The organism is Streptomyces sp. NPDC004539 (assembly GCF_040610055.1).
Lineage (GTDB): Bacteria > Actinomycetota > Actinomycetes > Streptomycetales > Streptomycetaceae > Streptomyces.
Genome location: NZ_JBEXLS010000019.1, coordinates 74,666 through 97,995, shown reverse-complemented (window position 1 = coordinate 97,995; position 23,330 = coordinate 74,666). Strand labels below are relative to the sequence as shown.

Below are 23,330 nucleotides of genomic sequence, written 5' to 3'. Positions count from 1 at the left end.
CGGCGGGCGGGGTAGCGGGGGTGCCGGGCAGGGTCCGGGTAGGGGGGAGGGGCTTTACCGGCCGGTGCTGAGGAGGATCTCGGCGGGGACGGCGGCCTCGATGTCGCGGCGTTGGTAGCCGGCGGCGTTGGCGCCGCTGATCTTCACCTGCTTGCTGGTGCGCTTCACACCGGCCGCCTCCAACTCTGCGGCGAGGCGTTCGGCGTTGAAGTCGCCGTAGACGTCTTCGTCGAGGTTGACGAGTCCGGAGAGGAGGTCGGTGGTGAACATGCGCGGAGAGTGCCGCATGACCTCCAGCGCGTCGGAGACGATCGCCGCGACGGTGAGGCCGGCGGCGTCGGCGGCGGCGGTGACGTCCCCGGCCGCGTCGCCGGTGAGCTGCCCGGCCGCCTCGCGCAGGGCACGGCCCTTGCGGCAGAGGGCGGCGAACGCGGGGCCGTCGAGGTAGTCGGCGCGCACGGTGACGTACGAGGCGGGGCCGGTGACCAGCACACCCACGCCCTTGTGGTCCTCGGAGAGGACGGACGCGTCGGCGCCCTGTGCGGCCTTGCCCTTGCCCAGCACCATGTCTGACGACGTGCGGTCGACGACCTGGGTCGAGTAGCGGATGGTGATGATCTCCCGCAGCTTCGAGGGGACGGATTCGGCGTCGGGGCGCTGGGAGGCGAAGTTGCAGATGAACCCGGCGGCCGGGCCGCGTCGGGCGACGCGGCAGAGGTCGTTGATGACCTGTTCGCGGTCCTCGCGTTCCATCGCGGTGAAGTACTCCTGCAACTCGTCGATGGTGACGAAGATGACGGGCAGGTTGTACTTGACCATGATGTCGGGGGTGAGTTTGCCCTCTGGGCACACCGACGTCGGGAGGTCCCTCAGCAGCGCGAACCGGCGCTCCATCTCCCCCAGCAGCTCGCGGAGCATGGCCTTGAGGGCTTCGATCGCGTCGTCCTCGGCGCCCATGACGAGGCGGTGGGCGACGGCTTTCATGGGCATCCAGTCGGCGCCGCCCTTGCCGTCCGCGACGTAGTGCCGCACGTAGGCGTCCAGCAGACCGGCCGCCGTCAGCAGGCGCTGTGTGAACGTCTTGCCGCGTCGGGGGAGTCCGCCGAAGAACATCGACTGCCACATGACGGGGACGTCGATGCGGTTGCCGCGCGCGTCCTGCCCGAAGGGGACCGGCTCCCAGATCGAGAACTTCTCCGCCTTCTCCAGCGGGGAGGGGTTCGGGGTGCCGAGGTAGGGGTCGTCGTCGGCGACCCACATCGAGACGCGGCCGGCGTTGCCTCCCTTGGCGGCGCGGACGCGGGACATGATGACCTGGATCTCGTCGACCCCGAGTTCCTGCGCGATGACCTCGCGTTTGGCGAGGACGTCGGAGGCGGTCTTGCCGCCGCCGCGCGGGAGGTCGAAGATCACGGCCCAGCCGCGTCCGTCGCGGACCGGGCCCATCGTGCACGCCACGCGCGGAAGGTCCTTGTCGTCCTTGCCGCTGCCGCTTTTGAGGAGGCCGGCGGCGCGGAGCGCGTCGTTGAGCTGCTGCGCGGACATGTCCACCTTCAGCGGCGGCGCCGCCTGATCGAGCAGGCGGGTCTCCTTGCCGCGCCCGAGGTAGGCCAGGGGCGCCATGACGGCCGCCGCCGCACCGATCTGGAGCAGCGGCGGGGCGAGCACGATCCCGGTCGCTGCGGCGGCGACCGCACCGGCCGCCGCGCCGAAGCGCCACCTGCGGGTCTGGGTGCGGGCGTAGTGGGCCATCTGAAGGCGGGTGGCGAGGTCGACGTCCTCGGGGCGCGCTTTCACCTGCGCCCGCAGCGCGCGGACGGTGGCGGTGTGGTCCTGCGCGGACAGGGTGGGCCACAGGCCGGTCCCGGCCCGGTAGAAGCCGCGCGCCGCCAGCAGCATGGTCTTGACCAGGTATTTCGGGGTGCGGAAGCCGTGGTAGCGGGTGTGCCACCAGGTGAGGCGTCCGAACGCGCGGGCGTTCGCCGTAACCGACGCCGTGGAGCGCGCCCACACGGGCAGGAGGGGGCTGTCGGGGACGGTCAGCCAGTCCGCGAGGGGGTTGTCCGCCCGGTCCACCGCCTCCCCACCCGACGCCGGCGCCGACGCGGGTGCGGGGACGGTAACGAGGGTCAGGACCGGCCCGCCGGCGTCGGCGGACGCGGCGGGGGTGGGGGTGTCGGCGGGCGGGGTGGGGTCTTTGATCAGTCGTACGACGCTCTCGGACATGACAGGGGAAACTCCTCAACTCCCCCCGGCAGCAAGGCTGGAGGGGAAGGAACGGCGAGGGAGGGAAGAGGCCACCCCCGCCCGCCCGGACACGACACGGGCGAGACGGCGGGGGCGGCGGAGAGGTTCAGCGGCGGTCGCGGTCGCGGTTCTCCGCGCGGCTGAGCTGCGAGGGAAGGGTGAGGGGGCCGTCGATCCAGCAGAACGGCCGGAGGGTGTCGGCGGCGGTGAACACCCGGACCGCCGCACCCGCCGGACCGGCCGGGAGCGGGGCGACGCGGGCGCCGTCGAGGGAGGCGAGCATCCGGGCGGCGTGATGCTCGCACCCGCCGACGACCGCCCCGTGGGAGTCGGCGATTGTCACGGCGGCGGGTCCGCCGCACGGGGTGGGGTCGTCGGGGTGTGCGGCACCGCACCGGCCTGCCGGAAGTGCGGCGGGCATGGTCACCACCAGCCGGACGACTTCTTGACGGCTTTCGCGGCGGCGGCCTCGCCCACGATCCGCTCCCGCTCCTTCTCCAGCGCGAAGATCTCGGCGGTCAGCCGGTGTTCGGCAGCCGCCCACTCCTTCTCCAGCCGGCGGTCCGCGCGGTTGGTGTCACGGCCCCGCAGGACCCGGTACGAGCCGCCGGCCATCGCGGCGACGATCGCACGCTTCTCCCGGCCGTCCAACGGCCACAGCTCGCGCTCACGCACGGCTTCCAGCTTCGTCGTGGCCTCGCTCAGCGCACGGTCCACACGACGGGTGTCGGGCTTACCCATGATTCAAATCCCCCTCAGGGAAACAGAGTTGGAGGTGTCGGGGGTGTCAGGCGACGCGTTTCCAGGCCGCGCGCAGGCGGACTTCGGAAGCGGAGTGCCCGGCGGCGCGGAAGCGTGCGGCCATCTCGCGGTAGGAGAGCGCGGGGGTCTCGCTGAGCCGGATCGCGTCGACCAGAGCGTCGAGCGCGTCGTCCGTCAGCCCGGGGCCCGCTTCCAGGGCCGGAACCGGGTCGGTGGGCCCCCAGACGGGGAGTTCCCAGCGGGGTGTGACGCCGGGTGTGACGGGGGTCGTCACGCTGGTCAGCGCCCTGCCGGTGCCCTCGCCCTTGCGGGCCGTCTCCAGCGTCGACCACGCCCCGGCGAGCGTCCCGGCGGTGCGGGCCTGTACGCGTGCGACGCGTGACCCTGCCTGCGTCACGGCCTCAAGGCGGGTCTCCTCGGTGGACGCTTCGGCCCGCAGGCGGGCGCGTGCCACGGCGGCTTCGTCGCGGGCTTCCTGCCGGATACCGGCGATCGCGTCCAGTGCGGCGGGGGTGAGGGCGGTGCGCTCCCACAGCCCGTGGACCAGCCACAGCAGCTTCGCGCCGACCGGCAGCCACGCGACCGCCAGCCACGCGCCGGCGTACGACTCGGAGGTGAGCGCGTGCGCGACCAGGACCCCGGTCGCGACCAGCCCGAACCCCCACCCGACGCCGGTCACCGCACGGTTGTGGTCACCCTGCGCGGCGAGACGGCGTTCGTAGGCGAGGGTCGCCAGCCAGCCACCGTCGATCCCTGCACCGACGACCAGCGCGACCGGCCACGGCATCGCCGACCCCAGCCACATCACCACCACGGCTAGGGTCAGGACCATGGACACGGCCGTCATGGCGACGGCCGGCAGTCCTGTACGGGCCTTCATCGGACGCCCTCCCTGCCGGTGGTCCCGGGCCGGCCGAAGCGACGGCCGTGGACGGTCGGCAGCACGGGCATCGTCGCGCCGTCGGGGGCCATATTCGCGCCCCCGCCCTCCCGCTTGACCATGTACATCCGCTCATCGGCGATCCGCAGCAGCGCGGACAAGTCCCCGCCACGGCCCGGGTGTTGGGCGACGCCGACCGACACGGACACGTCGACGGAGCGGCCCTGGGACAGGACCGGCCGCTCGATGCTGCCGAACAGCTCCAGCACCCGGCCGCCCAGCCCCTCGCCGGCGTCGACGACGGCGGCGAACTCGTCCCCGCCCAGTCGTCCCGCGACCCCGCCGTGCCCGGCGGCCCACGCCCCCAGCCGCATCCCGGTCGCGCGGATCACCGCGTCACCGGCCGCATGCCCGTGGGTGTCGTTGATCTGCTTGAACCAGTCCAGGTCAAGCAGGAGAACCGCCCGCTCCCCGCGCTTGTCCAGCAGCGAGGCGGCGCGGTCCTCGAACGCGTCGCGCGTCCATAGCCCGGTCAGCGGGTCACGCCGTGCCGCCTCGATCCGGCGGCCCAGCAACAGGGCGTGCACCGACCAGCCGGCCGCCAGCGGCAGACCGGCCGCAGCGGCGAACAGAACCTCACTCATACCGCGCCTCCGTCGACCGTGGGGGTGTCGGTGTGGTCGTTCCAGGGGGTGTAGGTGACCGGGCGCCGGGCCGTCCAGGCACGCAGCGTCCCGGTGGCGTTGGCCACCTCGTGACCCTCGTCGAGGACGAACGCGAGGATGATCCGCGCGTCCGCCGCACGCCGCCGCATCAGCGACGCGTGCGCGCGTTCGTCCGCGTCGGTCACCTCCGGCAGGGGGATGTCCAGCGCGTCATGGACCGCCCGCAGCAGCGCGCCCACCGGTTCGGGGAGCGAGGCGAGCCGTATGTCCGTGGTGTTCACAGCGCGCCCCCGATCCCGGCGAGGACGCCCGCCACGATCAGCAGCGCGCACCCGGCGAGGGTGACGTCGACCGCGCGGCGCAGGCACGTGAACTTCACGACCGCCAGCCGCGACAGCCCGGCGACGTCCGCCGCCATGTCCCGGGCGGCGAGCGCGGTGGCGATCTCTTCACCGGTCAGAGTCGCCCACAGCGGGAACCCGTGACGGCCCTTCAGGTTCGGGCGCGTCGACCGCAGCAGCAGGCCCGCCGCACCGACCAGCGCCGTGACGCCGAACCCGCCGACGATCCAGGCGGGGAGGGTGAGGGGGGCGTCCTTGGCGACCGTCCACACACCAGCCAGCACCGCACCGACGAACGCCAGCAACAGGCCCGTCTTGGTGTCCGTGCGCGTGATCTCCGCCTTGACCTCGGCGTGCGCGGCCTCAACGGCCTTCAGCGCGTCGCTCATGCGGCACCGCCCGGCAGCGTCGTGCCGGTGGTGTGGTTGGCCAGTGCGACGCGTGCGGCGAGCGCCCGGTTGCGGGCCCGGCGGATGCGCCGGTCGTCCAGCTCGGTCGGCGTGCGGTCCAGGGTCACGATGTACGCGTCCAACAGGTCGACGTCCGCGAGGATGACGGGCATCTCCCGCTCGATGGCGTCGAGTTCGGCGGCGGTCGGTTCGGTCCAGTCCGCGAACGCCGTGACGGCGTCCGCAACGGTCACAATGGTGTTCATCGGGCCGTGGTTCCTTCCAGGGTTGAACGGCTCGAACAGCACCCCCGGAGTTCCAGCTCCGGGGGTGCGCGCCGTTGTCTTCGGGGTGGGGCCGGTCTGCGCGGCGGTGCTACTTGCGCTTGGCGCGGGCTTCGGCTTTGGCCACGTGCTCCTTGCCCATCAGGTAGGCGGAGCGGGAACTCTTGCTCGTCCAGCCCTCGGCGCCGCAGGAACAGGAGTACCGAACCCTGCCCCGGCCGGCCGGCACGATGACGAATCCGTGGCGCTTCTTGAACATCCGGTGTTGTCCTCTCACAACAGATGGAGTCGGATTGCCCGGCTCCCCCCACCCGCCCGTACGGCCAGCACGCCGAAGCGCGGGCCGCACGGGCAGGAGAGGCAACCGACGCAGCGATGGACACTGCGATAGCGGGTTGAAGCGGTGGACCGGATCGGCCGTGAGCGCACGTTCCGCTCACCGACCAGGGATGACTACTGGCACCGCCGGCCGGTCCCGCGCGGCGGCGCCCAAGTTCTTCGTTCGTTGTGCATCGAGCCCCCTGCGTGGAAGCGACGTGAACAGGTCTCCTTCGGGAACACGAGCTCCCGTTTCAGGCGTATGGAGACGTGACCTTTCGGTCTCTAAGCCCTCCGGGAATGCCAAGGGTCCCGGGTCCCTCGCCCCCGCCGAAGCGGGGCCTCATGACCCCTCGCGGGGCCCTTTGTGCGCGCTCGTTCGGTGCGTGGAAGCGGCCCGAACAAGAGAAACATGTATTACGTGTTCCTCATCATGCAGAGAGAGGTTCACCCCGTCAAGCCCTTCGGCTGAGTTGGAGTTCGCGGTCCCTCGCGCTCGATGTACCTACAGACTGGCGCCGTCGGCACCGACGTTCGACTTCGCGCCTGTACGACTCGGGTAGTTCTTGGCTAGCGTGAAGTCGTACCAAGTCGTCCCTGGTAAGCGGAGGTTGAACGTGGCGAACGAACGACTACGCGGCGCGATAGTCGACTTGGGTCTGACCCTCGATGAGGTGGCCGAACGGCTCGGAGTCGCGGCGAAGACCGTCGAACGCTGGATCAACGACCCGGCCCGCAAGCCGTATCGCCGGTTCCAGTACGCGACGGCTTCGCTTCTCAAGTGCGAAGTCTCGTACCTCTGGCCGGACGAACGGACGTCAGCCGAGGTGACGGCGTCCGGCAACGCGGAGTTGGCAAGGCTGTACCCCCACCGGTCCGTAGTACCGCAAACTCTCTGGACCGACCTCTACGCCCAAGCAGCCCGGAAGTTCGACCTGTTGGTGTACTCCGGGTTCTGGCTCACCGAGGACGCAACGTTCCACCGCATCGTCAAGGAGAAGTCGGCCGACGGGGTACCCATCCGCTTCATGCTGGGTGAACCCACGTCGCCGGCCGTGGCCGTGCGCGGGGACGACGAAGGGATCGGCGCGGCCATGGGAGGCAAGATCCGCAACGCCCTCATCAACTACGGACCGCTCTTCGGCCTGCCGGGAGTCGAGTTCCGCTTGCACGGTACGACGCTCTACAACTCGATCTACCGAGCCGATGACGAGATGCTCGCGAACGGCCACCTATACGGAGTCGGCGCCTACATGGCCCCCGTGCTTCACCTGCGACGCGTCCCCGGCGGGGAACTCTTCGACGCCTACGCTGAGAGCGTTGAGAAGGTGTGGGAGTCGGCGCGGCCGATCGCCTCACCCGCCGATTGGGAAGGCACGAACTCATGAGCCGGATCGACTACTTCCGCGACCCGAGCGCACCCAAGGCCAACTCCGTCGTCCCCTCGGTGACGGCGGTGGTGCGGGACGACTCGGGACGCCTGTTGCTCATCCACAAGACCGACAACGACCTGTGGGCACTGCCCGGCGGGGGCCACGACATCGGCGAGCGCATCGGCGACACGGTCGTCCGCGAAGTGCTGGAAGAGACCGGCATCCATGTGGAGATCGACAACATCGTGGGGCTCTACACCGACCCCCAGCACGTGTTGGCGTACGACGACGGGGAGGTCCGGCAGCAGTTCTCCATCTGCTTCCGCGCCCACCCCGTCGGCGGCTCCCTGCGTACGAGTAGCGAGTCGAAAGAGGTCCGCTGGATCGAACCGGCGGACCTTGACGGACTCGACATTCACCCTTCGATGATGCTGCGAATCAGGCACGGCTTGGACGACGCGCGCCAAGAGCCGTACATCGGCTAACCGCCGATCGTGACCTTGCTCATCCGGTCACCGACCCGCTTGGACGCGGCATGGATCTCGGGGGCCGCGCGCTGGATGAACCGTCCGACGATCGTGTCGGGGCCGTACCGCTGCACGATCTCGTCAAGGCGGTCGGTCGGCGTTGTCTGCGTGCCGTCCGGCGTCGTCGTCATGTCGCAGTAGAGCAAGGCGTCGACCAGGTCAGGCCGCTCAAGCTTGAACTCTGTCTCTAGATCGTGGCGGAGTCCGCGTTCCTCAGCTTCCAGCAAGGCGCAGGAGTGGTGAGCGACAAGACGAACGACGCGGTCGTCCGCGTGCTCCTGGTCGCGTAGGAACCGCGCGCCGTCAAGCGGATGGAATCCCGTGACCGCGAGGGACGGCGAATAGCCGATGTCATGCAGAACCGCAGCAGCCTCCAACAGGTCCGCGTCGTCTCCGAGGATCGGCCCCAAGGATCGAGCGCGCTTGGCGACCCCCAGGGAGTGCGTCCACCGACGCGGAAGCGGTTCGGAAAGCAGCGATTCAGAGAGCCCGTACGCCCACTCAGTCAGTCCCATGTCGGCCAAGGCTACGGCCGCCCGGCGGACGTCGGGAGAGCAAGCACAGTCCGGCCCTTGCCGTGCACCGTGGCGAGCAGACCGTTTCCCTCCATCTGCGCGAGCACACGGCGTACGGCCGTGCGTGATACCCCAAACCGCTCGCACAGCTTCGCTTCGGACGGGTAGGGGTCCCCCACCGCGAGGGAGTCTTCTTTGATCACGTCTGCCATGTGCTCGGAAAGCGACCGACGATCGCCCTCCCGAACCACACGCCAACCGATGCCCGGGGCAGGTACGACGACCCCGTCGGCTTCGAGGGCCTTGAGCGCGCGGCGGATCGTGTTGCGGGAGACGTTGTGCGTCTTCATCAGCGCTGACTCAGAGGGCAAGGCGTCCGCACTCTCACCCTCTTGGATCTCCCGTCGTAGGGCATCAGCGATGACCAGGTACGTACCTCGCGGACTGCCTTGGGGCACGTGGCCTCCCCTTCTCTAACTTTGCTGGCGTCCTGGTGGCGCTTCACTGCCTCCAGCTTCCCACGCCCCCTGAAATCGACCCATGGCCTCGACTCCCCATGCTCCGCTCACTGAAGAGGCGCTTTGGAGCAGGCGCTCATGATGGGGGAGCGAGCCCTCGAAGGGAACCGCAGGTCGGTGTCTTCACCGATCATGACCAGCCGCGAACTCGCTGCCGAGTTACGACAGCGCTACAGCTCTGAGCCCGGAGCGCAGGACTACCTCCTGCGGCTTCACTCGCTCGCCGATCAGAAACCCGGATTCATGCCCCGCTGAACGTCACGGTATCTGCCACCTCTAAATAAGGCTTAGCTCCTCGGCAGCTTCCTGAATGGATTCATCAGGAAGCACCCGAATCCATTGCCGTGTTGCGAGGCTAGCGATAGCACGAAGAATGTCTTCACGCTTCAGCGGGGGTACGCGCCTAACTTTCCAAGCCTCTACCGCATTCAGAACTTCTGTGGCGGTAGGAAGATCGCCATTCCTGCGGTAGAGGTGATAGGCCGTATAATGCACCGTAGCCGCAATCTCTGCTTGCGTCGTGTCGAATCGAGCGACCAGGTCGCACGTCGAATCAATGACTTGATCCCACTTCTCAATCTGAGGAGTGAAATCCTTGCGAGCTGCCTCATAGGCGTCGCCTACACGAACCTCGAACATCTTCCCGCGTTGCCGCTCTTCGAGCAAACCGTTATTCTGAAGCTTCGCAATTGCTGGCTTCAATTGCGATGAGAACGGACCAAAGCTAGCTCGTTCATACTCGAAACCAGTCGGCAACCCGGCCACTGTTGCGAAGTATGCGAGCTTCTGAAGCATTACACGACCAACCGGCCACCGATACGGCTGATCTTCAAGGCGATGCAGGATTTCAACCAGCGCAATGAGCGAAGGATCAATTCTCCTCTGTGGCTCATCCCTCTGTTCATCATCCCAGAGATTAAGTTGACCACCGGCTACGTCAACGCCATGCGGAGCGTATAGCTCCACAGGAATATCGAGCTGCGCAAGGTGGCCGATCAGGATGGGGCCAACTACGGACCATTCAAGCTGACCATTGCCACAGCCCAAGGGCGGTACGGCGATGGAACGCAGGCCCCACGCGTGATAGTTCGCCTTGAGGTATTCGAGCCCGTCGACGATGTCCGAGAGCTTGCTCACGCTACGCCAGTGAGCTTTCGTTGGGAAGTTGATAACCACATGCTCATCAACCTCAAACGGGTACGGTTGCCCTAGGTGGACTTCTTTCGTGTCGCACCGGCGAACATAGTCCGCGAACATGTCCGGATAGCGCTTCTTGAAGGCAAGGGCAATCCCTTTGCCCATCACCCCAACAGTGTTGACCGTGTTCACGAGTCCATGCATAGAAGATTTCAGCAAATCACCTTGAACGATCCGTACGTTGTTAGCGGAAGTAGACATGTTTATTCACCTCCACCTTCCAATGAGGTTGCGCAGCCTTGCAGATTTCCGCATGCTCGTTATTCGAAGTATAACAGCCGACGATGCAATTAGGCAATACGGAATTGGGCACCAAAGCTTCGGCGCACCGCGCACGCTTCTGCTCGACGTACTGCCAGTAATCGTTGCTATTCCAGTTGTCGGAATATACAAGCTCGGCTTCCAGGAATGACAAACCTGATGGCGACGCAAGGAATCGGGTCGTATCTGCGGCCGCATTCCCATCCGTTACAATGGCACCCGAAATATCCAAAACAGTAGGCGCAACTCTCATGACAATCAGGTCGTCATGTCCGTGTCGAGTCAAGTAGTACATCATCGGATTGCGTGCATCGAAGTACAGGTTTGCGTAAGAGTGCAGGGGGCCGCCATTCGGAACAACTTTGCGTGCACGCCGGTCCTGTACATCAGGTAGGGCGACCGATATGTGGTCTACAGCCTCCGCAGCGCGGTGGCTCAACAGACCATGCGTTCCTATGGAGGCAAGATTAGAAATGGGGGTAATGTAATGAAGCTCAGCGACCCTCTCACGCTCCACCTTCGCTCCTATCTGCGGAGAAGTCTCCGTGTCCCAGCCGCAGAAGAGCTACGCCAGGACCCCGGCGGCTCGTCAGCGGTTGCCATAGGAACATCATGCAGGCTGGCACTGACATGGACCCCAGACATGCTCAGTTGCCGCGCCAAACGCCTGGCGGACGCGCCGGGGCATGCGCTGTCAGGTCTCTGCACCGCGAGGATCATGCAATTGCTCGCCGACGACAGCGCACCACCACGATCGGTTAAGCACCTGTTCCCCGTGGCAAGTCCGCTACCAGCCCAGACACGGCATGATCGGTGGACACTCGGGGGCCAAACGGAGCAGCCGCCCTGAGACTATCGCGGACGGTAGTGGACAGTGCCGGAGCCGAATGAGCGGGTCGGTTAGCCGAAACCAAGGCCGCAAGGGGGCTGATCGCGTTTGGGGCGAAGGAGTCGCGGATCGTGGTGCAGGCTGGGCCGTCTGTGGGCCGTCAAAGGGTGGCCCACGGTGACCAACAACGACCAATGACGGCCATTCGATCGCAGGTCAGCGCTGCACTGACGTCGATCGAGAGAGGTCACCCCGGGCCGCCGCCACTTCCTGCGCAACAAGCGGCAGGAGTGGGAGGAGTACCGGTCCGAGGTGACGGCGTTCGAGCTGCGGAAGAACTTGCCGGTGCTGTAAGCCTCGACGGCCATACCTCCGAGGTACATATCCTGTACCTTTGAGGTATGGCCTTGAAGCGCACCAACGTCTACGCCGACGACAGCGACCTGACCCTGATCAAGGACGCCGCCGCCCGTCTCGGTGTGCCGGAGGCCGAGCTGATCCGGGAGGGCATTCACCGGATCGCGCTGTCGCACCGCGTGTGGGACGAGCCGTTCGTCTCGGACGAGGAGACCTTCGACCTGGGCGGGCCCGTGGACCGCGAGGACGTGCGGACGGCCGTCGTCGAGGGGTACGAGGCGAAGACGCGGCGGAACGGCGGGCGCGCGGCGTGATCGCCGTCGCCGACACCTCCGGGATTCTCGCCCTGTTCAACCGGTCGGACCCGGCGCACCACGCCGCGAGGAAAGCCGCCGACCACTGCGGGTTCCTCGTCGCCACCCCGCTCGCCCTCACCGAGGTCCACCAGGTCGCCACCAGCCGCGCGGGGCGCCTCGCGGCCGACGCGATCCTCCGGTCGCTCACCGCGCGGGTACGCCAGATGCGTCTGGTCCTCGCACCGCCGACCCCCGAGATCCTCGACGCAGCCCTGGCTGTCCGCGCCCGCTACGACTCTCTGGACCTCGACCTCGTGGACGCGGTCAACGTCGCCCTCGCCGCCGAGTACGACACCGACGCCGTACTCACCCGAGATCTGCGCGACTTCAGAGCCGTACGCCCCCTCGGCGGCAGGTACACCCACTTCCGGATCTTGCCGGACGACCTCAGCTGACGAACGCCGGTGACACCGCCGCCGTGCTGATGCGTCGCGGCGTTCCCGTCCCGTCCGCCGGCATCTCGTACAGGTCCGCTCCGTAGTCCCCAGGTAGGGCGTAGACGACGGTGTGGTCGTCCTTCCAGACGGCCTGGTCGTCGACGCTGCGGGACTCCGACAACGGGGTTTCGCGCATTGTTGTCAGGTTGAGGACGTAGAGGCGCCAGGGGGCGTCCTTGGAGAGGCCGGGGACGCGTTTCTTGTAGGCGACGCGGGTGCCGTCGGGGGAGAGGGAAGGGCATTCGACGTTGGGGTGGAGGGTGGTGGCGGTGCGGGTGGAGAGGTCGCCGCGGATCAGGTACGTCCTGCCCTTCGTCGCCATCGTCGCGTAGAAGGTCCGGTCGTCCTTCGCGAAGGTCACGCCCCAGAAGTTGACGTCGGGGGACGTGTACGGGTGGCCGTCCTTCAGCACCCTGAAGTCCTCCAGGGTCGGGATCAAGGCCCCCGTACGGGTGTCGACGATCGCCGTGCGGGTCGAGAAGTTCGTGCCCGCGTACGAGTCGCCGCCCACGAACGCGGTCCACGCCGCGAAGTGGCCGGTGGGGGAGACGCGGGCGCGGGAGGGGATGCCGGGGACGTCGTAGCGGGCGCGCTCCTTGAGGGCGGCGTCCAGGATCAGGGCGCGGTAGGTGTCGGAGACGGCACCGTGGACGGCCTGGAGGCAGACCCCGGTCCCCGCGGCGGCGTAGAAACGCAGGCACTTCACGCCGGAGGCCGTACGCGGGCCGGCCGGATCGGCGGCGGCCACCGACGTCACCTCGTCCCGGTGCGGCCCCCACGCCATGTTCCGGAACACCATCCGCCCGCGCTCGGTCAACTCCACCTCCCCGGACGACACTTGCGGCCCACCCGGCTGCACCTGATCCCGCCGCTCGGCGCGAGCCGACGCGTGCAGCACGGCCGTCACGGCGACCCCCGCCAGCACCAGCACCGCACAGACGAACACCAGCAACCGGTTACGCACACTCACGCCGACTCCCTCGGTCGCAGCAGGGTCAGAGAGGCCAGGGCACAGCACGCCAGCACACCGGTCGACACCCCCAGCGCCGTCCGGTCACCCCACAGCGTCCACATCGCCCCGAACCCCAGTGAGCAGGCGAAACGCGCGAGCGCCTGCCCGGTCTGGACGAGCGCGAGACCGGACGAGCGCAGCTCTTCCGGGACGCTGTCGGAGGCCGCCGCCATGAGCACCCCGTCGGTCGCCGCGTAGAAAGCGCCGTGCAGCAACAGCACCAGGTACGGCAGCGCGGAGCCGCGCCAGGAGGTCAGCAGGACGGTGTACGCCGCGAGCAGCGCCCCGTGCCCGGCCAGGAACACCTGCCAGCGGCCCACCCGGTCCGCGAGCCTGCCGAGCGGCAGCGCGAGCAGCAGGAACGCCGCCGCCGTCCCGAGCGGGAGGAGGGCGAACCAGCGGTCGGGGACGCCGAGCCGGCGTTGCAGCAACAGGTACACGAAGGAGTCGCTGACGGTGGCGAGGCCGAGCAGCAGCGCGCAGATCGTGGTGCGGCGCAGGGTGCGGTGACGGAGGAGGGAGAGGGCGGCGCGGAGGGTGGGGCGGGACGCCCCGGTCTCGGCCGGCGTTCTCCTGCCGGGGGCCTGCGTCTTTCCGCCGGGCACGAACAGCACCAGCACCAGCACACCCGTCACCGCGACGCAGAAACTGACGGTGAAGACGGCGTCGTACCCGTCGACCGTGGCGCGCAGGATCAGGAACGCGACGAGGGGGCCGAGGAGTGCGCCGGCCGTGTCCATCGCGCGATGTACCCCGAAAGACCTACCCCGGTTCTCAGGGGTGGAGGAGAGGGAGATCAGGGCGTCACGGGGCGCGGTCCGCAGGCCCTTGCCGGTGCGGTCCGCCGCGAGTACCAGTCCTATGGGGGTAAGGGTGTGCACCACGAGGAGTAGGGGTTTGCAGGCCGCCGAGAGCGCGTACCCCGCCCCCGCCACCCACTTGTGCCGCCCGCCGCCCCGGTCCGCGAGATGCCCGCCGACGAGGCGTACGACGGCGGAGAAACCGTTGTAGACGCCGTCGAGCAGGCCGAAGCCGAGCGGGGAGAGGCCGAGGCCCGCGACCAGGTAGAGGGGGAGGACGGCCGTCACCATCTCCGACGACACGTCCGTGATCAGGCTGACCGCGCCGAGCGCGAGCACGGTGGGGGCGACACGGGCCGCCCCCACCGCCGCGGACGCCGGCGCACTGTCCGTCGTACTCGCGCGGCTGTCCGCTACATACACCTCAGGACGTCCAGATCCCGGTGATGTCCTCGGCGTCGGCCGCGTTGCCCGCGTGCGTCGTCAGACCCTGGGTGTCCTCGATCGTACGCAGCAGGTCGTAGTGGTTGTACGTGGTGGTGGAGGACGACCCCGGGGTGACCGGCTGCCCGTAGAGGACCGTCGGGATGCGGTTGCCGGAGAGCCGGTTGTCCTCGTCGAAGGTGACGACGAGGAGGCTGTTGTGGGTCTTGGCCCAGGTCGCGTACGCGCCCAGGTTGTTCTTCAGCCAGGTGTCACCGGTCGACACCGAGCAGTCGTGCATGTCGCTGCACAGGTTGGGGACGACGAAGGAGACGTCCGGCAGCGTCGTGAAGTCGGTCGGGAACTGGGCGAACGTCTTCGCTGTGGAGGTCGGTACGTTGCTGAAACCGAACCACGGGTTGTGCTTGCGCGCGTAGTTGCCGCTGCTGCACGTCGTCGAACCCTGGCTCGGCAGCGTCTCGTTGTAGCTCGCCCAGGTGCCGCCCGCCGCGATCACCTCGGAGGCGAGGTTCGGGGCCGAGGAGAAACCGGGGGAGTAGCAGCTGTCGTCGGTGACGCCCTGCGTCGAACCCGAGAACAGGGCGAAGTAGTTGGGCTGGCTCGGGTGGGTCTCGCCGTACGACTGCGAGAGGTTGGCGCCGCCGGTCTTCAGCGAGTTGAGGTACGGCGCGCTGGAGGAGCCGATGACCTGGCTGTAGGCGTGGTTCTCGAAGACCACGACGACGACGTGGTCGGGGCTGGGGACGGCGGCTGCGGCGTGCGCGGAGCCGGTCGCGCCGAGGCCGGTCCACAGCCCGAACGAGGCCGCCGCGAGGGCCGCGGAGGCGGCGAGGGCGGTGCGGGCACGGCGGAAGGGGGTACTGCCGGACACATCATCCTCCGGTGGGGGGAGTACCTGAGGGGTACGGGTGGTACGGAGCTGGTACTACGGAGCTGGCATGACGGTGCGGGCAGAGCATGTACACGCCAGAGTGCTCCCCGGCGACATCGCCCGTCCAGCCGGATGAAGACCTCGTGAACGCCTGAGGTGCGCCCCGCTCACGCCCCCGCTCACGCCCCCACCCGCGCCCCCGCCCGTGTCGCCGCCCGTGTCGCCGACTGAGACGCGGCCCCCGGACCGGCGCTTCTCCCCACCCCGAGGGTTAGTCTCGAAGTCTCGTACGACCTTGATCAGACGTGAGGAGGCCAGGGATGACGGGGCCGGGTCGCAGGAGCAGTACCTTCTCCCGTCTGCTGCGGCACGGGTTCACCGACCCCTCCGCCGCCGAACGCCTCCTGGACGGCGCCGAACTGGCCGGCGTCCGCAACGACCCGGTCCTCCTGGAGGCCCTCGGCGCCACCGCCGACCCCGACCTCGCCCTGCACGGCCTGGTCCGCCTCCTGGAGGCGCAGCCCGGCCCCACCGCCCGCCGCGAACTGCTCGACACGGTGATAGCGGCCAAACCCCTACGGGACCGCCTCCTGGGGGTGCTCGGCGCCTCCGCGGCCCTCGCCGACCACCTCGCCCGCCACCCCCGCGACTGGGAGGCCCTGGTCACCTACGAGCCGAGGGACCTCCACCCCGGGGTGGAGGAGTTCGAGCGGGGCCTCGCCGAGGCCACCGACCCCGTCTCCCTGCGCGTCGCCTACCGCCGCTGCCTCCTGTCGATCGCCGCCCGCGACGTCTGCGGCACCACCGACATCACCGAGACCGCCGCCGAACTCGCCGACCTCGCGACCGCGACCCTCCGCGCGGCCCTCGCCCTCGCCTCCGCCGCCGCCCCCGACGACGCCGCGGCCTGCCGCCTGTCCGTCATCGCGATGGGCAAGTGCGGCGGCCACGAACTCAACTACGTCTCGGACGTCGACGTCATCTTCGTGGGAGAGGCCGCCGACGGCGCCGACGAGGGCAAGGCCCTCAGATCCGCCACCAGACTCGCCTCGCACATGATGCGGATCTGCTCCGAGACGACCGTCGAGGGCACGATCTGGCCGGTCGACGCCAACCTCCGCCCCGAGGGCCGCAACGGCCCCCTCGTCCGCACCCTCAGCAGCCACCTCGCCTACTACCAGCGCTGGGCCAAGACCTGGGAGTTCCAGGCCCTCCTCAAGGCCCGGCCCGTCGCGGGCGACCTCGACCTCGGCCGGCAGTACGTCGAGGCCCTCGCCCCGATGGTCTGGCAGGCGTCCGAGCGCGACAACTTCGTCACCGACGTCCAGAAGATGCGCCGCCGCGTCGTCGAGAACATCCCCGCCGCCGAGGTCGAACGCGAACTGAAACTCGGCCCCGGCGGCCTGAGGGACGTCGAATTCGCCGTCCAGATGCTCCAGTTGGTGCACGGCAGGGCCGATGCCTCACTGCGCAGCGGTACGACGCTGGACGCGCTGCGGGCGCTCGCCGAGGGCGGCTACGTCGGCCGCAGCGACGCCGACCAGCTCGACGCGGCGTACCGCTTCCTGCGCTCCATGGAGCACCGCATCCAGCTCTACCGGCTGCGCCGCACCCACCTCGTCCCCGAAGGCGAGGACGACCAGCGGCGGTTGGGCCGCTCGCTGGGCATGCGCGCCGAGCCGGTCACCGAGCTGAACCACGAGTGGAAACGCCACTCCGGAGTCGTACGCCGCCTGCACGAGAAGCTGTTCTACCGGCCGCTCCTCGACGCCTTCGCCCAACTCGGCCCCGGTGAAGCCAGGTTGAGCCCCGAGGCGGCCCGCGAGCGGATGGTCGCCCTCGGGTACGCCGACCCGGCCGCCGCCCTCCGGCACCTGGAGGCCCTGGCGTCCGGGGTGTCCCGCAAGGCCGCCATCCAACGGACGCTGCTGCCCGTCCTGTTGGGCTGGTTCGCGGACTCCGCCGACCCGGACGCGGGCCTCCTCAACTTCCGCAAGGTCTCCGACGCGCTCGGCAAGACCCCTTGGTATCTGCGGCTGTTGCGCGACGAGGGCGCCGCCGCCGAGAACCTGGCCCGCGTCCTGTCCGCCGGCCGCCTCGCCCCCGACCTGCTGATGCGGGCCCCCGAAGCGGTCGCCCTGCTCGGCGACGGCGACGACCTGGAACCCCGGGGACGCGCCCAGCTGGAGCAGGAGGTGCTGGCCGCCGTGGGCCGCGCGGAGAGCGGCGAGGCCGGGGTGCGCGCCGCCCGCGGGGTACGCCGCCGTGAGCTGTTCCGCACGTCCGCCGCCGACATCGTCGACTCCTACGGCACCGAGACCAAGCCCGCCGAGGCCGATCAGGGCGCCCTCGTCGACCGGGTCGGCGCCGCCGTCTCCGACCTCACCGCCGCGACCCTCGCCGGCACCCTGCGCTCGGTCGTCCGCGACGGCTGGGGCGACACCCTGCCGACCAGGTTCGCCGTCATCGGCATGGGCCGCTTCGGCGGGCACGAGCTGAGCTACGGGTCCGACGCGGACGTCGTCTTCGTGCACGAACCCCGCGACGGCGTCGACGAGCGGGAGGCGTCCGAGGCCGCCAACCGGGTCGTCTCCGAGATGCGCCGGCTGCTCCAAGTGCCCAGCGCCGACCCGCCGTTGCTCATCGACGCCGATCTGCGGCCCGAGGGCAAGTCGGGGCCGCTGGTGCGGACCCTCAAGTCCTACGAGGCGTACTACCGGCGCTGGTCGCTGGTCTGGGAGTCGCAGGCCCTGCTGCGGGCCGAACCGGTCGCCGGGGACACCGAGTTGGGGCAGCGGTTCATCGACCTGGTCGACCCGCTGCGCTACCCCGCCGAGGGGCTCGGCGAGGACGCCGTCCGGGAGATCCGGCGGCTCAAGGCCCGGATGGAGTCCGAACGGCTCCCGCGGGGCGCCGACCCCAAGCTGCACGCCAAACTGGGGCCCGGCGGCCTCTCCGACGTCGAGTGGACCGTCCAGCTCCTCCAGATGCGCCACGGCTGGGCCGAGCCCGGCCTCAGGACCACCCGCACCCGCGAGGCCCTCGCCGCCGCCCGCGCCGCCGGGCTGCTCGGCACCGAGGAGGCCGAAATCCTCGACGAGGCCTGGGTGCTGGCGTCCCGGGTGCGCAACGCCGTCATGCTCGTCCGCGGCCGGGCCGGCGACACCTTCCCCACCGAGGTCAGGGAACTCGCCGCCGTGGGCCGGTACTTGGGGTACGCGGCCGGTCATGTGGGGGACATGCTCGACGCCTACCGCCGGACTACGCGGAGGGCGAGGGGAGTTGTGGAGGAGCTGTTCTACGGGGGGTGACGCGCCCGCGCCGCCGGGTCAGCGCCACGCCCGCGAGGATCACGGCCATCCCCGCCAACACCCTCGGTGTCAACGGCTCGTTCAGCAGCAGCGCGCCCAGCGTGACCGACACCACCGGGAGGAGATAGCCGACCGTCGCCGCACTGGTCGGCCCCTCCTCGGCGATCATCCGGTAGTTGAGGTAGAAGGTCACCCCCGTCGCCAGCACGCCCAGCGCCAGGAGCGCCGACAGCGCCGTCCCGTCCGCGTGCAGCGGCCCCGCGAAGGGCAGCGCCAGGCCGCTCCAGGCCGTGGCGGTGAGGAGTTGGGCGGCGGAGACGGCGAGCGGCGCGTCGTTGGGGGTGAGCGTGCGCGCCATGTACGCGAAGGCGATCGCGTAACTGGCCGCCGCGCCCAGCAGGAACAGCGCGTCCCAGCTCAGCAGCGTCCCTCCCCGCCAGGGCGCGAAGACCAGCAGCGTCCCGGCGAACCCCAGGACGAGGCCCGGCAGCCGGCGGCGTTCCGCGCTTCCCGCGAGCAGCCCGATCACCATGGACCACAAGGGAGTTGTCGCGTTCAGCACCCCCGCCGTCCCCGAGTCCACCGTCCGCTGGCCGAGGCTGAACAACGCGAACGGCACGGCGTTGCAGAACAGTGCGGCCACGACCAGGTGCCCCCAGACCTTCCGTGAACGCGGCAGCCGCTGTCCCGCCCGCCGGGCCAGCGCCAGCAGCACGGACGCGCCGAGCGCGCAGCGGCCGATGGTGATCTGCACCGGCGTGAGCCCGTGATCGAGCGCGAGCTTGATCCAGAGGAAGGCCGACCCCCACAGCAGAGCCAGGGCCGCCATACGGAAAGTAGGCATGCGTCAACGGTCGCCGCCCCGACCTGTCAGGACAAGTGAAACATTACGTACGTACCGTTAAGCTGGACTGCATGATGGACGTCCGGCGCCTCCAGATCCTCCGCGCGGTCGTACGCAGCGGTTCCGTCACCGCCGCCGCACGCGCCCTCGACTACACCCCCTCCGCCGTCAGCCAGCAGATCGCCGCGCTGGAGAAGGAGACCGGTACGGCGTTGCTGGAGCGTGTCGGCCGGGGCGTACGGCCCACCGAGGCAGGCGTGTTGCTCAGTGAGCACGCCGAACTCGTCGCCCGCCAGCTCGACTTGGCCCAGACCGCCCTCGCCGATCTCCTCGCCGGCCGCACCGGACGTCTCGCGGTGCGCTACTTCGCGACGGCCGGCGCCCATCTCGTCGCCCCCGCCGTGGCCCACGTCCGCCGCGAACACCCCGGAGTCCGCGTCGAGTTGAAGCTCGCCGACGTCACACACCCCCTCGCGGCGGTCCGCGACGGCCACGCCGACGCCGTCCTCGTCGTGGGGGAGGAGCGGTGCGAGGGGGTACGGGTGACGCCGCTACTGGACGACCCGTACGTCGTCGTCCTGCCGCCCGACCACCCGGCGGCCGGCCTGGACACCGTCGACCTCGCCTCCCTCACCGACGAGCCATGGATCGGCAGCGAATGGCCGGGCCCCTGCCTGGACGCCCAGCTCACGGCATTCGCCGCCGCCGGACTCCGCCCGGACTTCGTCGTCGACAGCGAGGACTACACCACCGCCCAGGGCTTCGTCGCCGCCGGCCTCGGCATCGCCTTGATCCCCCGCCTGGGCCTCGGCACCCCCCGCCCCGACATCACCGTCCGCCCCCTGACCGGCCCCCCACCCACCCGCCGCATCTGCGTCGGCATCCGCGAGGGGGCACGGACGACACCGGCTCTGCGAACGCTCCTCCATGCACTGGGGAGGGCGGCGGAGCCTCGACGGGAGCCGTAGACGGGCCCGAGCCGGGCCACTGAGGGGGAGCTGGGGCGAGCCGTGGCTGAGTATTGAGCGCCGGGCGCCGAGCGCCGAGCGCGGACTGCGGGTCCCGGGGGCGGGCCCTGGCCGAGCGCCGGCCCCTGACCTCGGCGGCGGGCCGCCGCAGCCTCTCCGCCCGAACCCCAGAGCCGGGCCGTCACCGGCCCTCCCGGCCCTCCGTCTGGACCCCGGAGCCGCTCGAAGCTCAGAGCCGGGCCGCTACGGACCCCTCGCCCCGGGCTCCGGCCGAACCACCGGGCCGGGCCCCGGCCGGATTCCCGCCCCGCGCCCCCGTCGGGCTTCCGCCTCGGGCCGTGGCCAGGCCGGCGCAGCCTCTCCGCCCGAGCTTCAATGCCAGGCCGTCGCTCTCCCCCTGAACAGGGCCCAGCACCGGGCCCCGCAGACTTCTCCGCCCGGAGGCGGGAGGCCGTCACCGGCCCTCCGCCTGGAGCTCAGAGCCGCGCCGCCGCTGACCCCTCGCCCCGGGCCTCGGCCGGACTCCCGGGTTGGGCCTCGGGCGGGCTTCCGGGGTGAGCCTCTGCCGGGTCCCCGCCCTGGGCCGGGGCGGAGTCGCTCACCCCGGCCGTGTTCTCCGGCTCGGAGGCAGCCGTTTCCGGGGCCGCGGCGGATGCCTCCCCGGTATCGGCGTCCGTGCTCGCGCCGGACCTCCCGGTCACCCGAGCCAGCACCCCCCGAGCCACCTCCAGCGCCGGAGACCCCGCGGCAACCGTTTGCGGCAAGCGGTACGGAGACGTCCCGTACACCGCCCACGCGACGAGGAACCCGAAGGCCAGGCAGAGGATGCCGCCGACCGCGTCCAGCCAGAAGTGGTTGGCGGTGGAGACGATGACGACGAGGGTCGCGGCGGGGTACAGGAGCCCCAGGACGCGTACCCAGGGCAGGCGGGCCAGGAAGAAGATCGTCAGCCCGCACCACAGCGACCACCCGATGTGCATGGACGGCATCGCGGCGTACTGGTTGGACATGTTCTTGAGGTCGCCGGAGGCCATCGACCCCCACGTCTCGTGCACGACGACCGTGTCGATGAAGTCGCCGCCGTTCATGAGCCGGGGCGGGGCGAGCGGGTAGAAGTAGTACCCCACGAGAGCTACGGCGGTCGTCGCGAAAAGGACCAGCCGCGTCGCCGCGTACCGCCCGGGATGGCTGCGGTACAGCCACACCAGCACCCCGAGCGTCACGACGAAGTGCAGTGTCGCGTAGTAGTAGTTCATGCCCACGATCAGCCAAGTCACCGAGTTCACGGCGTGGTTGACCGACTCCTCGACCGCGATGCCGAGGTGATGCTCCATCCGCCAGATCCAGTCGGCGTTGCGCAGCGCCTCGGACTTCTGCTCCGGAACCGCGTTGCGGATCAGCGAGTACGTCCAGTAACTCACCGCGATCAGCAGGATCTCGAACCAGAGACGCGGCCGGCGAGGGCTCCGCACACGTCGGGACTTGGCCGTGACGGACGGTGGAACGGCCCGATCCCGGCCTTCCGAAGATGTCACGGTTACGTCACCCATAGACATGAGTCTGCCAGAAAAGCGCTGTCCCCCCGATCATCCCCTGGGCTGGTTCGACCCGCATGTTCTACGGCGCGCGCACCGGGGCGGCCTCCACCTCAGGTACGAGCCGTACGCTCCCCTGGTACCGATGCGGTAGACCCCCGTACGACGAGTTCGGGCATGAACACGAACTCGCTGTGCGGGGCCGGCGTCCCCCCGATCTCCTCCAGCAGTGTCCGCACCGCGGCCTGCCCCATCGCCGGGACCGGCTTGCGGATCGTGGTGAGCGGCGGATCGGTGAACGCGATGAGCGCGGAGTCGTCGAACCCGACCACGGAGACGTCCCCGGGGACGGTCAGCCCGAGCTGCCGGGCGGCCCGGATCGCACCGAGCGCCATCATGTCGCTGGCGCACACCACCGCCGTACAGGACCGCTCGATGAGCGCGGTCGCCGCGGCCTGCCCGCCCTCCAGGGTGTACAGGGAGTGCTGCACGAGGTCGGTCTCGATCTGCTGCGCGGGCAGGGCGAGTTGGTCCTGCATGGCGCGGACGAACCCCTCGATCTTCCGCTGCACCGGCACGAACCGCTTGGGCCCGAGGGCGAGTCCGATCCGGGTGTGGCCCAGCGAGACGAGGTGGTTGACGGCGAGGGTCATGGCCGCCCGGTCGTCCGGCGAGATGAACGGCGCCTGCACCTTGGGCGAGAACCCGTCGACGAGCACGAACGGCACGCCCTGCGCGCGGAGTTGCTCGTAGCGCTGCATGTCGGCCGTGGTGTCCGCGTGCAGCCCGGAGACGTAGATGATGCCGGCGACGCCCCGGTCGACGAGCATCTCCGTCAGCTCGTCCTCCGTCGAGCCGCCCGGCGTCTGCGTCGCGAGGACCGGGGTGTAGCCCTGGCGGGTGAGGGCCTGGCCGATGACCTGGGCCAGCGCCGGGAAGATCGGGTTCTCCAGCTCGGGGGTGATCAGGCCGACGAGACCGGCGCTGCGCTGCCGCAGCCGTACCGGGCGCTCGTAGCCGAGGACGTCGAGGGCGGCCAGCACGGACTCACGGGTGGCGGCGGCGACGCCCGGCTTCCCGTTCAGGACCCGGCTGACCGTCGCTTCACTCACCCCCGCCTGCGCGGCGATATCGGCAAGCCGTGTGGTCACAGGGGTGGACTGTACCGGCCAGGTGTCACCTTGTGCACCGCTCGGACGACGCGGGCGGCCTATGGGACGACCACGTCCCGGCTGCTGTGTCATCGGGCCCCCTAGGGAAAGTGTTAGCAAGAGCTTGCAGAGTCTTTC

25 protein-coding genes are annotated in these 23,330 nt (G+C 69.8%); 6 read left to right on the top strand and 19 right to left on the bottom strand.

All coding sequences use genetic code 11. The features are described 5' to 3' along the window. Positions 1-54: 54 nt before the first annotated feature. The 9 genes from ABZX85_RS32940 to ABZX85_RS32900 all read right to left on the bottom strand — a co-directional run bounded on the left by ABZX85_RS32940 (position 55) and on the right by ABZX85_RS32900 (position 5,827). A complete protein-coding gene (locus ABZX85_RS32940) occupies positions 55-2,226 on the bottom strand; it encodes an FtsK/SpoIIIE domain-containing protein (RefSeq protein WP_355876766.1) in 2,172 nt (723 codons plus the stop codon). A gap of 127 nt (positions 2,227-2,353) precedes the next feature. After that, positions 2,354-2,668, bottom strand: coding sequence for a hypothetical protein (locus ABZX85_RS32935; RefSeq protein ID WP_355876763.1), 315 nt, complete (start codon positions 2,666-2,668; stop codon positions 2,354-2,356). A gap of 2 nt (positions 2,669-2,670) precedes the next feature. Beyond that, complete coding sequence (locus ABZX85_RS32930; protein ID WP_355876760.1) at positions 2,671-2,988, bottom strand: hypothetical protein; 318 nt, start codon at positions 2,986-2,988, stop codon at positions 2,671-2,673. Positions 2,989-3,034: 46 nt separating this feature from the next. After that, on the bottom strand, positions 3,035-3,889 hold the full coding sequence (locus ABZX85_RS32925) for a protein spdB (protein WP_355876757.1): 855 nt from the start codon (positions 3,887-3,889) through the stop codon (positions 3,035-3,037). After that, on the bottom strand, positions 3,886-4,533 hold the full coding sequence (locus ABZX85_RS32920) for a GGDEF domain-containing protein (protein ID WP_355876754.1): 648 nt from the start codon (positions 4,531-4,533) through the stop codon (positions 3,886-3,888). Before ABZX85_RS32920 ends, ABZX85_RS32925 begins: the two co-directional genes overlap by 4 nt. Continuing rightward, the gene (locus ABZX85_RS32915) at positions 4,530-4,835 is read right to left on the bottom strand and encodes a hypothetical protein (RefSeq protein ID WP_355876751.1); all 306 of its coding nucleotides are present in this window, start codon (positions 4,833-4,835) and stop codon (positions 4,530-4,532) included. The genes ABZX85_RS32920 and ABZX85_RS32915 overlap by 4 nt, the downstream gene beginning before the upstream one ends. Next, positions 4,832-5,284, bottom strand: a complete 453-nt coding sequence (locus ABZX85_RS32910) for a Pycsar system effector family protein (RefSeq protein WP_355876748.1) — start codon at positions 5,282-5,284, stop codon at positions 4,832-4,834. Before ABZX85_RS32910 ends, ABZX85_RS32915 begins: the two co-directional genes overlap by 4 nt. Beyond that, positions 5,281-5,550, bottom strand: coding sequence for a DUF6284 family protein (locus tag ABZX85_RS32905; RefSeq protein ID WP_355876745.1), 270 nt, complete (start codon positions 5,548-5,550; stop codon positions 5,281-5,283). The genes ABZX85_RS32910 and ABZX85_RS32905 overlap by 4 nt, the downstream gene beginning before the upstream one ends. Positions 5,551-5,659: 109 nt before the next feature. Next, entirely contained in the window at positions 5,660-5,827 is a 168-nt protein-coding gene (locus tag ABZX85_RS32900; protein ID WP_355876742.1) for a hypothetical protein, read from the bottom strand. 676 nt (positions 5,828-6,503) lie between these two features. On the opposite strand from ABZX85_RS32900, the gene ABZX85_RS32895 reads away from it, so the two are divergent. Continuing rightward, complete coding sequence (locus ABZX85_RS32895) at positions 6,504-7,274, top strand: helix-turn-helix transcriptional regulator (RefSeq protein WP_355876739.1); 771 nt, start codon at positions 6,504-6,506, stop codon at positions 7,272-7,274. Further along, positions 7,271-7,744, top strand: a complete 474-nt coding sequence (locus ABZX85_RS32890; protein ID WP_355876736.1) for an NUDIX domain-containing protein — start codon at positions 7,271-7,273, stop codon at positions 7,742-7,744. The genes ABZX85_RS32895 and ABZX85_RS32890 overlap by 4 nt, the downstream gene beginning before the upstream one ends. Here ABZX85_RS32890 and ABZX85_RS32885 read toward each other — a convergent pair. From ABZX85_RS32885 to ABZX85_RS32870, 4 genes are all read right to left on the bottom strand, one after another. Beyond that, a complete protein-coding gene (locus ABZX85_RS32885; RefSeq protein WP_355876733.1) occupies positions 7,741-8,301 on the bottom strand; it encodes an HD domain-containing protein in 561 nt (186 codons plus the stop codon). The genes ABZX85_RS32890 and ABZX85_RS32885 overlap by 4 nt on opposite strands. Positions 8,302-8,312: 11 nt before the next feature. Next, positions 8,313-8,759, bottom strand: coding sequence for a winged helix-turn-helix domain-containing protein (locus ABZX85_RS32880; protein WP_355876730.1), 447 nt, complete (start codon positions 8,757-8,759; stop codon positions 8,313-8,315). A 336-nt stretch (positions 8,760-9,095) separates the two neighbouring features. Further along, positions 9,096-10,217: a macro domain-containing protein gene (locus ABZX85_RS32875; RefSeq protein ID WP_355876727.1), complete on the bottom strand. Its 1,122-nt coding sequence runs from the start codon at positions 10,215-10,217 to the stop codon at positions 9,096-9,098. Continuing rightward, on the bottom strand, positions 10,201-10,794 hold the full coding sequence (locus tag ABZX85_RS32870) for a DUF4433 domain-containing protein (RefSeq protein ID WP_355876724.1): 594 nt from the start codon (positions 10,792-10,794) through the stop codon (positions 10,201-10,203). The genes ABZX85_RS32875 and ABZX85_RS32870 overlap by 17 nt, the downstream gene beginning before the upstream one ends. Before the next feature lie 713 nt (positions 10,795-11,507). Here ABZX85_RS32870 and ABZX85_RS32865 point away from each other — a divergent pair. Together ABZX85_RS32865 and ABZX85_RS32860 are read left to right on the top strand one after the other, a co-directional pair. Beyond that, a complete protein-coding gene (locus tag ABZX85_RS32865) occupies positions 11,508-11,777 on the top strand; it encodes a hypothetical protein (protein WP_355876721.1) in 270 nt (89 codons plus the stop codon). Beyond that, a complete protein-coding gene (locus ABZX85_RS32860) occupies positions 11,774-12,214 on the top strand; it encodes a PIN domain-containing protein (RefSeq protein ID WP_355876718.1) in 441 nt (146 codons plus the stop codon). The genes ABZX85_RS32865 and ABZX85_RS32860 overlap by 4 nt, the downstream gene beginning before the upstream one ends. Here ABZX85_RS32860 and ABZX85_RS32855 read toward each other — a convergent pair. The 3 genes from ABZX85_RS32855 to ABZX85_RS32845 are packed head-to-tail and all read right to left on the bottom strand — an operon-like array spanning position 12,207 to position 15,383. Beyond that, on the bottom strand, positions 12,207-13,226 hold the full coding sequence (locus ABZX85_RS32855) for a TolB-like translocation protein (protein WP_355876715.1): 1,020 nt from the start codon (positions 13,224-13,226) through the stop codon (positions 12,207-12,209). The genes ABZX85_RS32860 and ABZX85_RS32855 overlap by 8 nt on opposite strands. Continuing rightward, a complete protein-coding gene (locus ABZX85_RS32850) occupies positions 13,223-14,491 on the bottom strand; it encodes an MFS transporter (RefSeq protein WP_355876712.1) in 1,269 nt (422 codons plus the stop codon). The genes ABZX85_RS32855 and ABZX85_RS32850 overlap by 4 nt, the downstream gene beginning before the upstream one ends. 1 nt (position 14,492) lies before the next feature. Continuing rightward, the gene (locus ABZX85_RS32845; RefSeq protein ID WP_355876709.1) at positions 14,493-15,383 is read right to left on the bottom strand and encodes an alkaline phosphatase family protein; all 891 of its coding nucleotides are present in this window, start codon (positions 15,381-15,383) and stop codon (positions 14,493-14,495) included. A 320-nt stretch (positions 15,384-15,703) separates the two neighbouring features. Between ABZX85_RS32845 and ABZX85_RS32840 the strand changes: the two genes are divergently transcribed. Next, the gene (locus ABZX85_RS32840) at positions 15,704-18,694 is read left to right on the top strand and encodes a bifunctional [glutamine synthetase] adenylyltransferase/[glutamine synthetase]-adenylyl-L-tyrosine phosphorylase (RefSeq protein WP_355876706.1); all 2,991 of its coding nucleotides are present in this window, start codon (positions 15,704-15,706) and stop codon (positions 18,692-18,694) included. Here ABZX85_RS32840 and ABZX85_RS32835 read toward each other — a convergent pair. Beyond that, positions 18,645-19,538 carry a DMT family transporter gene (locus ABZX85_RS32835; RefSeq protein WP_355876703.1) on the bottom strand — a complete coding sequence of 298 codons (894 nt, stop codon included), beginning with the start codon at positions 19,536-19,538 and terminating at the stop codon, positions 18,645-18,647. The two genes, ABZX85_RS32840 and ABZX85_RS32835, sit on opposite strands and share 50 nt — an antisense overlap. A 71-nt stretch (positions 19,539-19,609) precedes the next feature. Here ABZX85_RS32835 and ABZX85_RS32830 point away from each other — a divergent pair, with 71 nt between their 5' ends. After that, positions 19,610-20,506 carry a LysR family transcriptional regulator gene (locus ABZX85_RS32830; RefSeq protein ID WP_355876700.1) on the top strand — a complete coding sequence of 299 codons (897 nt, stop codon included), beginning with the start codon at positions 19,610-19,612 and terminating at the stop codon, positions 20,504-20,506. A gap of 476 nt (positions 20,507-20,982) precedes the next feature. Here ABZX85_RS32830 and ABZX85_RS32825 read toward each other — a convergent pair whose 3' ends face one another. Then, the gene (locus ABZX85_RS32825; protein WP_355876698.1) at positions 20,983-22,056 is read right to left on the bottom strand and encodes a phosphatase PAP2 family protein; all 1,074 of its coding nucleotides are present in this window, start codon (positions 22,054-22,056) and stop codon (positions 20,983-20,985) included. Positions 22,057-22,154: 98 nt separating this feature from the next. After that, positions 22,155-23,192 carry a LacI family DNA-binding transcriptional regulator gene (locus ABZX85_RS32820; RefSeq protein WP_355876695.1) on the bottom strand — a complete coding sequence of 346 codons (1,038 nt, stop codon included), beginning with the start codon at positions 23,190-23,192 and terminating at the stop codon, positions 22,155-22,157. Positions 23,193-23,330: the final 138 nt, after the last annotated feature.